Origin of the sequence: Paenibacillus sp. E194 (assembly GCF_000935845.1) — a bacterium.
Taxonomy (GTDB): Bacteria; Bacillota; Bacilli; order Paenibacillales; family Paenibacillaceae; genus Paenibacillus_B; species Paenibacillus_B alvei_B.
This window is the reverse complement of sequence record NZ_JMDX01000142.1, coordinates 1-16,183: the sequence shown is the minus strand read 5'-3', so window position 1 is coordinate 16,183 and position 16,183 is coordinate 1. Positions and strand designations below refer to the sequence as shown.

12 protein-coding genes and 2 pseudogenes are annotated in these 16,183 nt (G+C 46.4%); 6 read left to right on the top strand and 8 right to left on the bottom strand.

Translation table 11 applies throughout. From position 1 onward, the window contains the following. Positions 1 to 214 precede the first annotated feature (214 nt). The 4 genes and pseudogenes from AZ66_RS18635 to AZ66_RS18620 all read right to left on the bottom strand — a co-directional run bounded on the left by AZ66_RS18635 (position 215) and on the right by AZ66_RS18620 (position 4,721). Complete coding sequence (locus tag AZ66_RS18635; RefSeq protein WP_044356201.1) at positions 215 to 1,072, bottom strand: ABC transporter permease; 858 nt, start codon at positions 1,070 to 1,072, stop codon at positions 215 to 217. Further along, a complete protein-coding gene (locus tag AZ66_RS18630) occupies positions 1,050 to 1,850 on the bottom strand; it encodes an ABC transporter ATP-binding protein (RefSeq protein ID WP_044356200.1) in 801 nt (266 codons plus the stop codon). The genes AZ66_RS18635 and AZ66_RS18630 overlap by 23 nt, the downstream gene beginning before the upstream one ends. Positions 1,851 to 1,887: 37 nt before the next feature. Beyond that, positions 1,888 to 2,893, bottom strand: a pseudogene (locus AZ66_RS18625) (ABC transporter substrate-binding protein). A 310-nt stretch (positions 2,894 to 3,203) separates the two neighbouring features. Further along, positions 3,204 to 4,721 carry a carboxypeptidase M32 gene (locus AZ66_RS18620; RefSeq protein ID WP_044356199.1) on the bottom strand — a complete coding sequence of 506 codons (1,518 nt, stop codon included), beginning with the start codon at positions 4,719 to 4,721 and terminating at the stop codon, positions 3,204 to 3,206. Positions 4,722 to 4,892: 171 nt separating this feature from the next. Between AZ66_RS18620 and AZ66_RS18615 the strand changes: the two genes are divergently transcribed. Next, entirely contained in the window at positions 4,893 to 5,234 is a 342-nt protein-coding gene (locus tag AZ66_RS18615) for an iron-sulfur cluster biosynthesis family protein (protein ID WP_052648641.1), read from the top strand. 28 nt (positions 5,235 to 5,262) lie between these two features. Then, positions 5,263 to 5,883 (top strand): beta-class carbonic anhydrase, encoded by a 621-nt coding sequence (locus AZ66_RS18610; protein ID WP_044356198.1) that lies wholly within the window; start codon positions 5,263 to 5,265, stop codon positions 5,881 to 5,883. 104 nt (positions 5,884 to 5,987) lie between these two features. Here AZ66_RS18610 and AZ66_RS18605 read toward each other — a convergent pair whose 3' ends face one another. Further along, the gene (locus AZ66_RS18605; RefSeq protein ID WP_044356196.1) at positions 5,988 to 7,721 is read right to left on the bottom strand and encodes an ABC transporter ATP-binding protein; all 1,734 of its coding nucleotides are present in this window, start codon (positions 7,719 to 7,721) and stop codon (positions 5,988 to 5,990) included. Positions 7,722 to 7,853: 132 nt separating this feature from the next. Here AZ66_RS18605 and AZ66_RS18600 point away from each other — a divergent pair, with 132 nt between their 5' ends. From AZ66_RS18600 to AZ66_RS18590, 3 genes are all read left to right on the top strand, one after another. Then, positions 7,854 to 9,296: an ABC transporter permease gene (locus AZ66_RS18600; RefSeq protein ID WP_044356203.1), complete on the top strand. Its 1,443-nt coding sequence runs from the start codon at positions 7,854 to 7,856 to the stop codon at positions 9,294 to 9,296. Positions 9,297 to 9,308: 12 nt separating this feature from the next. Then, positions 9,309 to 10,811 carry an ABC transporter permease gene (locus tag AZ66_RS18595; RefSeq protein WP_044356195.1) on the top strand — a complete coding sequence of 501 codons (1,503 nt, stop codon included), beginning with the start codon at positions 9,309 to 9,311 and terminating at the stop codon, positions 10,809 to 10,811. Positions 10,812 to 10,929: 118 nt separating this feature from the next. Then, positions 10,930 to 12,771: an ABC transporter substrate-binding protein gene (locus AZ66_RS18590; RefSeq protein WP_044356194.1), complete on the top strand. Its 1,842-nt coding sequence runs from the start codon at positions 10,930 to 10,932 to the stop codon at positions 12,769 to 12,771. Positions 12,772 to 12,987: 216 nt separating this feature from the next. Here AZ66_RS18590 and AZ66_RS18585 read toward each other — a convergent pair whose 3' ends face one another. Both AZ66_RS18585 and AZ66_RS18580 read right to left on the bottom strand, forming a co-directional pair. Continuing rightward, positions 12,988 to 13,968 carry an AraC family transcriptional regulator gene (locus AZ66_RS18585; protein WP_044356193.1) on the bottom strand — a complete coding sequence of 327 codons (981 nt, stop codon included), beginning with the start codon at positions 13,966 to 13,968 and terminating at the stop codon, positions 12,988 to 12,990. Positions 13,969 to 14,019: 51 nt separating this feature from the next. Beyond that, a complete protein-coding gene (locus AZ66_RS18580) occupies positions 14,020 to 15,096 on the bottom strand; it encodes a CobW family GTP-binding protein (protein ID WP_021262335.1) in 1,077 nt (358 codons plus the stop codon). A gap of 265 nt (positions 15,097 to 15,361) precedes the next feature. On the opposite strand from AZ66_RS18580, the gene AZ66_RS18575 reads away from it, so the two are divergent. After that, on the top strand, positions 15,362 to 15,904 hold the full coding sequence (locus AZ66_RS18575; protein ID WP_082061650.1) for a PadR family transcriptional regulator: 543 nt from the start codon (positions 15,362 to 15,364) through the stop codon (positions 15,902 to 15,904). Positions 15,905 to 15,948: 44 nt separating this feature from the next. Here the strand turns inward: AZ66_RS18575 and AZ66_RS32840 are convergent. Then, a pseudogene (locus tag AZ66_RS32840) lies at positions 15,949 to 16,183 on the bottom strand (DUF309 domain-containing protein); the annotation flags it as partial.

The window sequence follows — 16,183 nt, the reverse complement described above, 5'->3', positions numbered from 1 at the left end:
CCTGTTGTTTATCGCGGTTTGAACGTAGCATTTTTGATCACCTTCCCGATCTCATTTATTACTATAATTATACAACATTAACGCGGTGTCGTGTGAAATTAAATAAACATAAAAATAGCTGCCGAGACTTTCTCGACAGCCTGAGGAATGCCATTCATTGGCATTCCTCTTTCACTCCATGTACACTTTGGCAAACCACGAGAACATATACGGATTACGTACGATTTACGATTTTCCGCTCTACGAACGCAACTGCTTTATACATTAGTGTAGCCACAATCGCGATAATGACAAGCGATGACATAACCAGTGTAAAATTAAACACTTGAAATCCATATATAATCAAATATCCAAGCCCTACCTTGGATACAAGAAATTCACCAACAATTACACCTACCCATGCAAGCCCAACATTCACCTTTAGCGTGGACACGATCGCAGGAAATGAGGCCGGCAAAACGACCTTGCAAAATATCGTCCGCTTCCCGCCCCCAAATACACGAACAACCTTGATGTAATTCGGATCGACTTCCCGAAAGCTATTGTACACAACAATTGTTGTTATGATTACGGTGATGGATAAAGTGGTAGCCACAATGGCTGTAAATCCCGCTCCGAACCCGACGATGAACAAGGGGCCAAGCGCAACTTTCGGCATGCTGTTGAAGACAACCATGTATGGATCTAGCACTCGCGCAAGAAATTCTGACCACCAAATGAGCACGGCAAGCAGAGTGCCGAGCACCGTACCGAGTACAAAGCCTACAATCGTCTCTCCTACAGTCATCCCTAAATGGGGCCAAATGGAACCGTTCATGACATCCTGCACAATTTGCGCGCCTACCTTGCTCGGATAACTGAATAACAGAACATCGATCCACTTCAGTCGGCCTGCTAGCTCCCAGAGCGCTATACAGGAGATTAGAATGATTAGCTGTGTCACCGTAACTGATGTTGACAGTGCACGTCTGCGTGCGCGATATTGCGCATAGGTCGATGCTACTAGCTCCTTCGTATTGTCTGAGGGATGGGGTATGGGCGGTGAATCATCAAGATCCGAATGTCGGCTCATTGCTTCCCCTCCGATCTGACGCTTCAAGTTCCTTCCACAAGTCATGGAACAGATCATTGAATCCTTCCTGCTCACGTGCATAGAAGGGTTGGGAGTTGCGGATTGACTCTGGTATGACGAATGTTCGACGAATGCTGCCTGGATCACGATTCAACACAATCACCCGGTCACTAACGGCTATTGCCTCTGACAGATCGTGGGTAACGAGAATGGCCGTCTTATTTCGTAGACGCAAAGTGTCCACGACCAAATCCTCCAATTGCAGCTTCGTCTGGTAATCCAAGGCAGAGAATGGTTCATCCAGCAGCATAAGCTCCGGTTCCGTCGCAAGCGTCCTGACCAGTGCAACACGCTGCCTCATTCCGCCGGACAGTTGATGAGGATACAGCTTCTCTGTCCCTTCGAGTCCCATTCCGTTAAGCAGCTGAACAACTCTCTCCTTCATCTCAGTGGTTAACTGTTTTGTCAGCTCCAACCCCATGCATGCATTGTCAAGAATCGATCTCCAAGGGAAGAGATAGTCCTGTTGAAGCATATAACCGACATGAGATGAGGTACCGCTCACTCGCTGACCATATACATTTACATGACCGTAGGTTGGCTTCATCAGGCCAGCGATAATGGATAGTATTGTTGTCTTGCCGCAGCCGCTCGGCCCAACCAGACTAACGAACTCGCCCGGCATGATGGAAGCGGTTAGTTCATTTACTGCCAGCTTCGCTTCTCGATCTGTTACATAGACATGAGTCACACGGGATAGCTCTACTGCAGGTATCATTAGGCGCCTCCCTTCGAATGAGCGTTATGGGCATCCGTCATTTCACCAGCTGTATCGCTTTCTCGGCAAATTCATTCGTAACGATCTGCTCGTGATGTACACGAGATTTCAACTCCCCTGCCGTATCAAGCACATCCAGCAGATTGTTCCATTCCTGCTCATCCAGTATTGGATCTGCGGCATACGATTGTTGTTCCTTATACCGCTTAATCGCACTTGCGACAATATCCCGGTCAGCATCCTTGAAGAATGGCAGAATGACATCGGTAATCTCTTCAGCGGACTGCTTCTCTACCCATTGCTGCGCTTTATAGATCGCATTCGTGAATTTCTGTACTAGCATCCTTGTTCTTAGAGATATAGCTTTGCTTAGACATGAAGGCCGTATATGGAAGCTTGCCGCTCTCTACACCGAATGAGGCGACAACGTATCCCTTACCTTCTTTCTCAAAAATAGAAGCATGCGGCTCGAATAACTGTACATATTCGCCAGTCCCTGAAGCGAATGCAGACGCAATATTGGCGAAATCAATATTCTGAATGAGTTGCAAGTCTTTGTGTGGATCAATGCCATGCTTCTTCAGCGTAAATTCACCTGCCATCTGGGGCATTCCGCCCTTGCGCTGTCCGAGGAATGTACTTCCCTTCAGTTGATCCCAATCGAAGCCGGCCTTCTTCTCGCGGGCAACGAGGAACGTGCCGTCTGTTTGCGTGAGCTGCGCAAAATTAATAACCGGATCCTCAGCCCCCTGTTGTGCAACATAGATGGACGTCTCTGAGCCAACAAGCGCTACATCAATTCCCCCTGAGAGCAGCGCAGTCATTGTCTTATCTCCGCCAGAAGTCGTCTGTAGATCAACGTCCAGTCCTTCCTCCTTGAAGAATCCCTTGCCAAGGGCCACATACTCAGGGGCATAGAATACAGAGCGCGTCACTTCTCCTACCTTGATCTTCACTAAATCACTGCTTGAACCACATCCACTAAGCACCAACACAGCAAAAACTACGATGGCCAAGGTACCTATTCGCCACTTGTGTCTCATCCGATATCTGTCCTCCTTATCTGGAATGGGTATACCATGGAACCTGTTCGTACTCTTCTGAGTCAATCTGCTCGACCCATAATCGCGTAAACTCTTACCTAATTGAACCTGCCCTGTTGTTCGGTTATTGCATTGTATGCATCCATTACTGAAATGGTTATTCGCCCGACCCTAATCAAATTGCAACGCTTGAATAAAGCTTATCCTCCATCGTTGCGATTGAGGTGTTCCCTGCCACCGAATGAGTAGTATAAATCATAAAAAACGCAGCCCCACCCGGGACTGCGTTCTAGATTCTCAATTGATTCGGTTACATGCCGTATACTTCGTTCGTCTTCTTCGTCAAATAATCGACCAGATATTGCGGGTTCAATGCCTCTCCCGTTACCTTCATAATGATCTCGGATGGAGTCAGAAGCTTCCCGTATTGATACACTTGTTCCGTCAACCATTGCTTAATTGGCTCCAACTGGCCATTTTCAACGAGGGTCTCTAAGTTTGGAAGCGCGCTTTCCATCGTATGCTTCATCTGAGCGGCATACATGTTGCCAAGGGAATACGATGGGAAGTAGCCAAATCCGCCGCCTGACCAGTGCACATCCTGCAAGACCCCTTCTCCAGCATGGCTCGGACGCACGCCCAAGTAAGACTCATATTTCTCATTCCACACGCGAGGAAGCTCCTCAACTGGCAGATTCTCATTGAACAGCATCTTCTCGATCTCATAACGGATAATGATATGCAAATTGTACGTAACTTCATCTGCATCCGTACGGATTAAGGAAGGTTCTACCCGGTTAATTGCATGGTAGAAGGTATCAACATCCACTTCGTTCAATTGCTCTGGGAACAGACGCTGCAATTCCCCATAATAACGATTCCAGAACGGACGGCTGCGGCCGATCATGTTCTCCCAGAATCGGGATTGCGATTCGTGGATGCCCATCGATGTTCCGGTTGACAATGGAGTGCCATCGAATTCCTTAGTGATGTTCTGCTCATACAAGGCATGGCCTCCCTCGTGCAAAGAACTGAAGATCGCACTCGCCGCATCATCCTTCTTATAATGCGTCGTAATACGAACATCGCCTGAGTTCAACCCGATCATGAATGGGTGAACGCTCTCATCCAAACGTCCAGCCTCGAAGTCATAGCCCATTTCCTTCAGTAAATACAGGCTGATTTCCTTCTGCTGCTCAATTGCATAATCACGATACAGAAAATCATGAACCGGCTGTTCCCCTTTCTCCTGCACAGCATGCACAAGCGGCACAAGACCTTCTTTCAGTTTACCAAAGATGGCATCCAGTTTCTCCACAGTCATTCCTGGCTCGTACATATCCAGCAGTGTGTCATAACGTGTTTCCTTCACACCCCAATAATCGATCAATTGCTGCGTCTTCGCTACGATGTCCCGCAAATACGGAGCGAACATTTCAAAATCAGCCTTTTCCTTCGCTTCCTCCCACATCGTCTCTGCATGCGAGGTTAATACGACATATTCTTGATACAGCTTGGAAGGAATTTTGCGGCTGCGGTTGTATTCCTTACGCGCATCTGTAACCATTTTACGATCTGCATCGGACAGTTGGCCGAATACATCAGCCTGCTCCAATGCATCCAAACATTCGCCCATCTCATCCGATACGGACAGCTTGAACATATCCTCGGACAAAGCTCCGATTGTTTTGGAGCGCTGTTCAGCCCCCTTGCGCGGAGCACCTGTACGCAAATCCCAATGCATAATGCTTAATGCTTCTCCATAACTTTTCAGTTTCGTTGTTATATCCCGAAATTTCTGCAAGATTGCCTCATTTTGCGCATTCATGCCTGTTTCACCTCGAATTATGTATAGTCTTCCTTCTTGATGATACGCGGTGAAAACGATATAATCAACATTCGAAAGCGATTGTGAATAACGATTCGTATTTTGGAATCATTGTTACATTGCTATTTGTATACTTACTCGAACATGTCAGGCCATAAAGGAGCAGATACGATGATTTGGATCCAAGTGACTGAAACTGCCGAAGAGCAGCTCAAGCAGCGTCTCCGCTCCGCAGATGGCGGAATTATCAAGCTTGTACACGATACGGAAGGCTGCGGCTGCGCCGTCAATGGCGTGCCCGCCATATGGATCGCCCAGCAGGCTGACGCAGATGACGTGCAGCTGCAAAGCAATGTCCCGCTTGACATCTACATGAACCGGTATCATATGGTGTTCTTTGATGAGAAATTGAACCTTGATGTATCGGGAACGGGCGGCTTTTACAAGTTAAGCAGTGCACAACAAATTTATTCAACACATGTCGCATGCAAGGATCGCCGTGACAACAAATGAAGCGTCAACATGCAAGGGAGGGAAAAACATGTCCAACATGTTAAACATCTTAGATTTCAACCGTGAATTCGTCGAGAAGCGTGAATATGAACAGTACTTGACTGACAAATTCCCCGACAAGAAAATGGTCATTATCACATGCATGGATACTCGGCTTGTCGAGCTCCTTCCAAAAGCAATGAATTTGCGAAATGGCGACGTAAAAATTATTAAAAACGCAGGTGCAATCATTTCACAGCCATTCGGAAGTGTTGTGCGCAGTGTGCTTGTCGCTATTTATGAACTGGAAGCAGACGAGGTTATCGTGATCGGACACTATGGCTGCGGGATGACTGGCTTGAACTCTCAACAAATTATTGACAAGGCCAAGGAGCGCGGCGTTGAAGATGTCGTTCTGGATACGCTGACGAACTCCGGCATTAAGCTGCACCACTGGCTGCGCGGCTTCAATGATGTCCATGAAGGGGTAATGAACAGCGTACAAGTGCTGCGCAAACACCCGCTTCTTCCTTCTGACGTACCTGTACACGGCATGGTCATCCATCCAGATACGGGTGCATTGGAATGGGTCGCAGATGGATACCGCTTCATAGAAGATAAGGATTCCGAAACAGGGCATGGGCAGCATTCGCCCTCTGCTACTCGATAATCCCGTTACATAGACACGGGCAAAGCTCCTGTATCAGAACGCAACTTGCGTTCTGATACAGGAGCTTTTTGTTATTATTGCCAATAATTCCATTTAAGCTTGACCTACGAAGGAATGGACACCCAGTGACCCGAGGCAACCTCGACCAATAGGGAACGATCCATCTGATACGGATCGGACTCCTCCAATTCTTCCATGAATGCACGAGGCTTCCGCATTTCGATCTGCGGATCCGGTACAGGAATTGCGGCTAATAATGACTTCGTATACGCATGCTGTGGGTTCGAATACAATGCTTCGCTTTCTGCCAACTCTACGATTTTGCCGCGATACATCACAGCTACCCGATCACTAATATGCTTGACCATAGACAGGTCATGTGCAATGAACAAGTAGGTTAAGCCAAGACGTTGCTGAAGCTCCTGCATCAGCTGCACAATTTGGGCTTGTATCGATACATCAAGCGCTGATAGAGGTTCGTCACACACAATGAATTTCGGTTCTACCGCAAGCGCTCTAGCGATTCCGATGCGCTGACGCTGCCCTCCAGAAAATTCATGTGGATAACGCTTAGCATGAGATGGCTCTAGCCCAACCAATTCTAGCAGTTCCTCTACCCGCTTCTTCCGCTCTTGCTTGCTCGAGACCAATCGGTGAACATCCAGCGCTTCACCGATCAGATCGATAACCTTCCATCTCGGATTCAATGACGCGTACGGATCCTGAAAGATCATTTGCATATGCCTGCGAACGATTTTCATCTCCTGAGCTGACAATCGATTTACCGACATGCCCTGATACAGCACATCACCGCCAGTCGGCTCAAGCAGACGCAATATCGCTCTTCCTGTCGTTGATTTGCCGCAGCCGGATTCTCCCACCACGCCAAGTGTCTCCCCCTCTTGGATATAGAAGCTGATATCGTTAACTGCCTTTACAATATTCCCTTTGCCCAAATCAAAATGCTGCTTTAAGGAACGAACCTCCAGCAATGGACGTTGATCAGCCGACCGAGGACGAACGAATGGGGCAGACTTCACCTTCTTCTCATGTAATCGGGGAAGCGTGTTCAATAATTTTAGCGTATATGGATGTTGTGGATTGGCGAATAGCTCTACGGTCGGGCCTTCCTCCACAATCTCTCCTTCCTTCATGACGAGCACGCGATCACACATCCCTGCAACGACACCAAGGTCATGCGTAATGAGAATGATTGAAGTACCAAGTTCTCTCTGCATATGCTTCATAACATTCAAGATTTGCGCCTGAATTGTAACATCCAGTGCAGTTGTCGGTTCATCTGCAATAAGGAGTGCCGGCCTGCAGGCAAGGGCGATAGCGATTATTACTCTTTGGCGCATGCCACCTGAGCATTCATGAGGATAGTGAGAATAACGCATTTCACTATTGCGGATCCCAACCATCTTCAACATGGTGATCGCTTCCGCCTTTGCCTGTGCAGCTGTCATGTCCTGATGCTTGATTAAGCTCTCTGCAATTTGACTTCCAATGCTCATCGTTGGATTCAACGAAGTCATCGGATCTTGAAAAATCATCCCGATGTGACGCCCACGAACATTCTCCATGTCGGACTCTGAATAACGCGCCACGTCCTCACCTAAGAAAATAATCGTACCACTCTGCTTTGATGCTATCGACGAAGGCAGCAGGCGCATGATGGATCGTGCAGTAACGCTCTTGCCACTCCCTGATTCTCCCACAATTCCGAGTGTCTCGCCTGGGTTGACCACGAAGCTTACGCCTCGAACCGCATGAATCTCTTGCTCCCGATTCTGAAATGCTACCGATAAATCCTGAACTTGAAGGATATGCTCCATGCCCGCTCTCCCGTCTATCATAGTGATGAATAGGTTTGCTAACAGTTCTTGACAAAACCTTGAAATAAAATATACTATATCCATCGGAATTATACAATTTAAAAGTGAAGGAGGTGCTTATACTACATGCAAATGGAATATACTGAAGCGCCTAGGCTTCCAAAATGGATAGAGACATTCAGCCACAGCTATACAAAATTGAGCCTGAACCCAATCTATGCACGCCTTGCCATACTACTCGGCTTGCCTGTCCACCTTGCGGCATACATTATCTATCAGGTTAGACGAAGGGATGATAACGTCCAAGCGGCACGGAATTTGGTCACGCAGGAACTCCTCGCTTCCGGTTACAAAGAGAAGCTTCAAGCCGACTTCGAGGATCAACTACGCTGCAAGTATCGCTTCTTCGGTGAGAACTTAGACAATCTCCAGTTCAATCGCCAGGTTCACAAGTTGACTGAAGAACAATTCCGACAAGCCGTACATGAACATACCCTTAAGCAGCTTGACCAACGACTCCATAGACGCACTACCTACTCTGACACCTTTCAAGCCTTGCTTCGATACCCGCTGTTTATCATCTTGACCTTACTTCCCGGATTTCCAATGTATCTGCTTGTGCTCTTGTATCACAATGCATATCTCAAATACATATTTGAACGATTGATGATGAGCCTGCTTGTAATTATCGGGGTCTCTATTGTCGTATTCACCATATTGAAGCTTTCCCCATTCCATCCTGCAGTTAATATTTTGGGAGAAACGGCGACATCGGAGCAGATCGAGGCGTTCAATAAGATGCACGGTTTGGATCAACCCTTTTTCATTCAACTGTGGGACACATTAAGAGGCATCGCCACATTTGATTTAGGCAGTTCATTTGCAGGCAACGAAGAAGTATCAACTGCCATCGCAGCCAAATTTCCAATTACGTTAACGCTAACAATGATTTCACTTGCACTTGCTCTCCTCATTGCACTGCCGATCGGCATCATTTCTGCAACACGACCAAATACATTGTTCGATTATACGTTCATCTTCATCGCATTGCTTGGTTTATCAATACCCAACTTTTGGCAGGGACTAATCTTCATTCTTAACTTCTCCATTCATCTGAAATGGCTGCCTGCAACCTATAATCCGAATAATTGGCTGTCTGTCATTATGCCGGTCATTGTACTTGGAACAGGATTGACAGCATCCGTTGCTCGCATGACCCGCGCTTCTACTCTTGAGGTTATTCATGAGGATTACATCTTAACTGCTAGAGCGAAGGGGCTGCGCAATCGGCAGGTACTGCTCCGGCATGCTGTGAGAAATGCCCTCATTCCGATTCTGACGGTAGTGGGATTGCAATTTGGAGCAATGCTTGGAGGGGCTGCTGTTACGGAGAAGGTGTTCAATATTAGCGGTATCGGCAGTTACATCATCGACAAGCAGTTCATTCCAGATATTCCTGCCATTATGGGAGGTGTTGTTTACACGGCGATTACGATATCACTGGTCAATTTAGCGGTGGATATTATGTACGCCTTCATTGACCCACGGATTCGTACCAAGATGAAACAATACTAAAGCAGGTGAATCATGAACAAATCACTAGACAATCGATACGATACGACAAATCGACTGAAAACAAACCGAGAATATAAGTACGCCAGCTTCGCGACAATCGTATCATCCTTATTGTCTCTACTCCTGCTGGTGAACAGTTATGATGTAACAAATCAGGCTGTACGGCCATATGTATTCACCGCTGCTGTCCTATATATCTTCTTCAGCTTGCTTCAGTTGGGTGTCACGATCAAGATTAAGCATGATATCAGCAGAAGCGGCGACATCAGAACCTCTACGCGATCTGTCGGTTATCTGTTATTACTAAGCCTTCTCACTGGGAATGTGTTCATTGCAGCCGCCTCACTTCAATTGCTGAAGAGCAGAGCTTCGCTGCATTATTCCTTAGCAGTATACATGCTGCTGACACAGCTCTTTGTTATCGGCGTATCTGCTTTAAATCTATTTAAGCCCTATGTGGCTGATACGTTTCCAGCGGCGATGCTGATCCTGCTCGTGATCGCCATATTTCAACTCACAATCCTCATTCTAATAGCTTGCGGCATTATACAATACCGAATACAGCCATGGATACGGATCGTTGCGATTCTACTCCTGTTCACAGCGATAACCGGGAATTTATTCGCTCTGCTGCTTGGAGTCATTCTGCTTCTGAACAATCCGTATGATGAGACAGGCGCGAAGTGGAGAGAAGTATGGGAACGAATAACACGGAATGCAGCAGCCATGTCTGGGTTATTTTTTATCCTTTTCCTATTCTCGATTTCGATTTGCAGCTTCTTCACCTTCGACTACACCATCGCTGTGGAGAATGACTACAGTGCGATTCTGCAAACACCGAGCCTCACCTACCCGCTCGGCACCGACAACTTTGGCAGATGCCTATTTTCGAGAATTATATTTGGAGCTCGTATCTCACTCATTGTCGGAATCATTTCCACAGCAATCCCTGTCATTGTGGGCGGTGTGCTCGGCGCCATCTCCGGCTTCTATGGACGCCGGACGGACAATATCATTATGCGGCTGCTCGATGTGCTTTACGCTATTCCGGGGATATTGCTTGCTATCGCTATCATCGCGGCATTCGGCGCCAACACGATCAATCTCATTGCTGCACTAAGCATCGGATCAATTCCGAGCTATGCCCGCACGATGAGAGCTAGCGTCATGGTCGTAGCTACATATGAATACGTGGAAGCAGCTAGGGCCCTTGGTCAACGGAAGTTGGCAATTATATTCCAGCATATTGTACCAAATTCACTTGCCCCGATGATTGTGAAGTCGACACTTACAATCGGTGGCGCTGTTATTTCAACAAGCAGCTTAAGTTACTTAGGACTTGGCGTTGAGCCGCATATCCCGGAATGGGGCAACATCTTGAAGCTTGGCAGCACCTACCTTGAATCACATTCTTATCTCGCTATCTACCCAGGCATTGCTATCATCGCACTTGTGTTGTCCTTTAACTTCCTTGGTGATGGTCTACGGGATGCACTTGATCCGAAAATGCACTGAGGTAATGCGATGACTTGGCCTAACACAGTGCAAAAATGGCCGCAAGTCATGCTGCCAAAAATACGGGCACGAACAAAGAAGTCAGAATCACAAATAAGGGATTATGGGAGGGACTTACATGCTATCCAAAAGCAAGTTCTTCATCTTACTATTGTCTATACTCTTGTTAGTAAGCGGATGCTCGGTAAGTACGAAATCCGATACAGTTGGCAAAGAGCCTGCCAAGAGCGCTGAAAATATGCCGCAAACAGAAACGGGAGCACCAGTGACCATCGAACTACTGGGCATGAGCACTGGCGAATCCGATCTTAACATCATTCGTGATCAACTAACCAAAAATGGCTTCAGCGTGAAGCTGAACTTGCAGCCGGATTACGGCAGCTTCAAAGCTCAGAAGGAAGCTGGCAACTATGATATCGCACTGTCAGGCTGGACGACCGTAACAGGCAATCCCGATTATGCCGTACGTTCCCTGTTCAAATCAGGAGGAGACTACAGTATCCTCGCTGATCCGGAAATCGATGCATTGATCGACAAAGCCGCCTCACAGACTCCTACGGAGTTTATCGAGACCTACAAGCAATTGGAGCAGCGGCTCGTGTTTGATCAAGCTTATATTGCGCCCTTATATATTTCGTTGAAGAGCCAAGCTTACAATAAAGACCTGTTGAATGGGGATTCTGTGAGATTGTCCAAGTCACGTTCCTTTGCCTGGGAGGATGTAGACTTCAAGGATACGTCCAAGCGTCAAGCAACACCTCTCATTTTGGCGCAGGGGTCTTCAACGCTGACTTCCCTAGATCCGATTAAAGGCAATGATGGATCGATCAACATGATCAATACGAATATGTATGTGCGTCTTATTAATCTGACCGATGATGACCGCATCACTTCAGACGGTTCCTTGTCCTACAATCACGCAATTGCTGAAGGCAACTCGGATTATTACTTTATTTTGAGAGATGATATCCATTTCGCCAAAATTGAGAACAAGCTTGCTGTTGATACCGGCGAGCGCGTTGGAGCTGACGATGTTGTATTTTCACTGAATCGGGCAAAGGATAAGAACTCTGTTCCCGATCATCGCACGTACAGCCTGCATGAGCATATTAAGTCCGTTGAGATTGTCTCAGATCTGAAGGAGCTGGAAGCTGCGAAGCTCTCAGGAGGCAGTGACACAATTAAGACTGCACTAGAGCAAGGACTTGAAAGCAAGATTTCCTCACTTGTCACGAATAAAAATGACGCGGACAGCAAGACCGGCAAATATCAAGTAGTCAAATTGACAACAACTGAACCTTTCCCTCAAGTATTAAATTATTTGGCCCATCAGTCGGCAGGAATCGTATCGAAACAGCAGATAGAGCGCATCAATACATACGATGTAGCGAAGTTCGATGTGAACAAGGACATTCCATATGGAGATCAGAATACGGTTACGGAAGGAAACAAGTACAATAACGTACTGGTTACGAGCGGGCCATATATCTTGTCCTATAAAAATGATTATGAAGCGATTCTATACAATAATCCGGGTTACTTAAGAGGCACAAAGCATGAACCAAAAATCAATAAAGTCATTCTGCGCTTCATAAAGGATGCTGACAGCCAATTGGCCGCACTGCGAAGCGGTGAAGTCTATGTCAACTATGGAGTGCCTGAAACAAAATTTGACCTTGTGAAAAATGACAGCAAGCTGTCCTTGCAAAGCATCGAGAGCAATGCAGTATCTTACCTGCTCTTCAACACAGCGAATCGAGAAGTAGCCAAGAGTGCAAACCTGCGAAAAGCAGTTCTATACTCTATCAACCAAGAAGACTTCTTGAAATTCTATAATAACCATGTCTTCAAGGCAGCCTCGACGGTCAGCCCAATCGTAAAGACCGGGAATGAACTGAAGGCAGATCCTAAGAAGGTAAAGGAATTCTTAGACAAGTATCGAGCTGCGTCCAAATCCTAAATATCATTTCGAATGCAGCAAGGCTCTGCGTCCTCACCTTGAAAGAGGCACAGAGCCTTGATCTCGGATCAGTGCCATACCACGTGTTCGTTGCTTGCGGTGTCGTCCATCAAAAAAAGACCACTCTCATGAGCGGTCTACAAGATTATCAAATTATTCGAGAATGAGGTCATTCTGCATTACTGTATACAGAGGAACATGTTTGTAGTAAAGATGTTATATTCGTTCTGATTGACGGACAAAGCTTCCAGGATTCACACCATATTTGCGGCGGAAAGCTTCCGAGAAATAACTGGCATTCGAGTAACCCACTTCATAAGCGGTTTCCGTCACATTCAGCTTGCCCTGCTGGAGCAGAAACAGTGCTCTCTCCAGTCGCTTCTCTCGTAAATAGCCGAATACAGTTGCTCCGTACATTTCTTTAAAGCTCTTTTTCAGCTTGAAATCACTCAAGCCCACCATGCGAGACAACTCCAGCAATGAGGGCGGATCTGACATTTGCTGAACTATAATTTCTCTCGCCTGCTTAACCTTCTGCTTATCCGTTCTACTCATCTTCTTCGCATGAGATGTTCTGGGATTCGAGAAGAACAGTTGGAAGGCTTCTTCTAATAACTCCATAGCACGGCATTCCAATTCAATATTTCGAGTACTGGACATCAAGGATGCTTCAAGCAGCTGATGCAAACGTATGGTGGCAGCAGGCGTAATCCGTTCATATTCACACCCATAATCTTGGCTGCCAAGTAGCTGCGAGAAATCCACCCTTCTCGTCCCATCACCTTCCTCCATAAAGTGATGAAAGGTGTGAATCGGAATACCAATACTGACCATATGGTACGTCGAATTGCCAGTAAACTCAAACCTCGCATCTGCTTGTCTAATCAATTGCAGCGAGCATATACCAGGGACGATTTCATTTCGCTCACCGGCTATGCTCACTTCCCTAGTCCCCTGCAAGCAATACTGCAGTTCAACCATCGTTGCCTCCGTTTGAAGCGATATGGTTCGCTCACGGTTCATCGTATAATTCGAGACAATAACTTCAATATCGGTGCGTGGAATAAATCTTCGAATCGTCCCCTCACCTATGTGTGAAGGGAGCAGTAATTGTTCGTTGCGGTTCGAATCCATTCGCTTTATTTCAAGTCCGTCAAAAAATTGATTGAAATTATGATGAAAGTCGATTTGGCTCATCCGTGTACGATCTCCATGTTAAAATGTAATCATCTATTCAACAACAACCACCTACGCCTTGTAAACGGCCGCTTCAAAAGTTCGTTGAAGCAAGCCAGTATCCAAATGCTCACCGATAACGACAAGCACATCTTTCACCTCGCCTTGAGGCGCTATCGGAATAAATTCAGATTGACGATATGCAAATTGGAACATGTAACGCTTCGTCGTATCAGTAAAGCTTACAATCCCTTTAGCCCGATACACATTCGAAGGCAGTGTGGACAGCCAATTTTCGAATCGTTCACTGTCCATCGGCTCAGAAATTGGATGCGTCCACGCTGTGACGAAATCATGAGCATGTGAATGAGAATGATGGTGTGAATCCTTCTTCTCATGCTCCACATGGAGATGATCATGCTGCGTATGTGTATTATTCGTATTTTCGATGGATTGCACATCATCTTCAACAAGCAATAACGATCCTCCTGCATGTATACAGCTCTGAATCCACAGCTCTCGTTCGACGACGGCATGATCAGTAATGACAAGGCTAGCGTGTGCATTCCATTGCTTCACATGCTGCTGTACTTTATCGAGCTGTTCAGCTGTTGCCAAATCAGATTTATTTAATAGGATTGTGTTTGCTGCTCGTATCTGTTCTTCCAGCAACCGCATCATCTTGCGGTTCGCTTTCTGGATGGCGGATTCATCATCTAATAGGTCTCCCAGATGTTTGGCATCGACAACCGTGACGATGTTAGTCAGAACAATATCTGAATACAGGGAAACTTCGGTAATAGACTCGACCAATTCCATTGGCTCTGCTATTCCCGTACATTCCACATAGATGACATCCGGCTGTTCTTCCTGTACAAGCTCATACAGCTTGGTGCTGAAGTCGCCGCGGAATGAACAGCATATGCAACCACCGAGCATTTCCTTCATCGCCACTTCAGGCGGAAGCTGCTGACCGTCCAAATTCACTTCGCCGACTTCATTCATAATGACAGCAGGTGTTAGATTCTCTTCCGTGCTCCAATGCAGCCACTGCTTCAACAATGTTGTCTTACCCGTACCTAAAAAGCCAGATAATATAATAACCGGTATAGCCCGGTCTCGATTTTGCTTTTGTTGTGATGTTCGCATTGACAATAACCCCGTTTCCTAATCATGCTTACTCTCTCATCATACCCTCATGCTCTATGCGAAGCAACCATGCCACTTACGGGATCTATCCACATCCGATATGATGAAAATAATAACTGTTGAGATCTTTCAAATCACACTTGATATTATGTATATTCTTACATATAATGGGGATTGTATCATTTGCATTCTTGCTATGGTTACAAGTTGGATGAGGTAGAAACGACAGAAGGGGTACATTGAAAGAAAAAAGGAGGTGTTAGGGTTGCTGAATACATTGTCATACGGCTTGCTAGGCCTTCTAGCTAGCGATTCCTGTTCTGGTTACGATCTTATGCTCCGTATCCAGCCATTTTGGCCAGCGAAGCACAGCCAGATCTATCCATTATTGGCAAAGCTCGAACGAGAGGGCTTGGTTCAATTTGTGCGAATTGAACAGCGGGACAAACCCGACAAGAAGGTCTACTCCATTACTGAACAAGGGAAGTCTGTTGTTTTGGATTGGCTGGGCGAACCTCCTGCAGAGCAAATGACACGTGATGAGCTCAGCTTAAAAACAAAGTGCATTTGGATGACCGAGAAAGAAATCACGATTCCATTATTCCTAACCCGAATGAAACAACTGGAGACCAAAACGGCTTATTTTGAGAAATTGCTTGATCGCATCTCTGTGGAAGATCGCCATATTCGATCCAAGCATTTCGGTGACTATATCCTGCTTCATCGTGCAATTTCTCTTGCTGCCGCCCAAATTGAATGGTGCCGCTGGGTTGTTCAAATGTTAGAACAAGAGGATTCTGATTCATAAACATCTGGTTCCCGTCCGTATCTTGGTATCTACAGACGGGAGCCTTATTTTCCTGATCGTGTCGACTTTCTGTTGCTGGTTCTAGCCTTGAATGCTTGCTGCCTCGCTTCGATGACATCTGTCCGATCGCGCAGCAGGTGCTTGTCTCTAACCGCTGCCATTGATTGACTGCCATTCATACACCAAGTCCATCCCTTATCCGTACAAGATTGGATACATAATTCAAGCAGATATTGATCTTCTATTGGAAAGTTCCACTCCGAGTATGTGGAAGCTGCG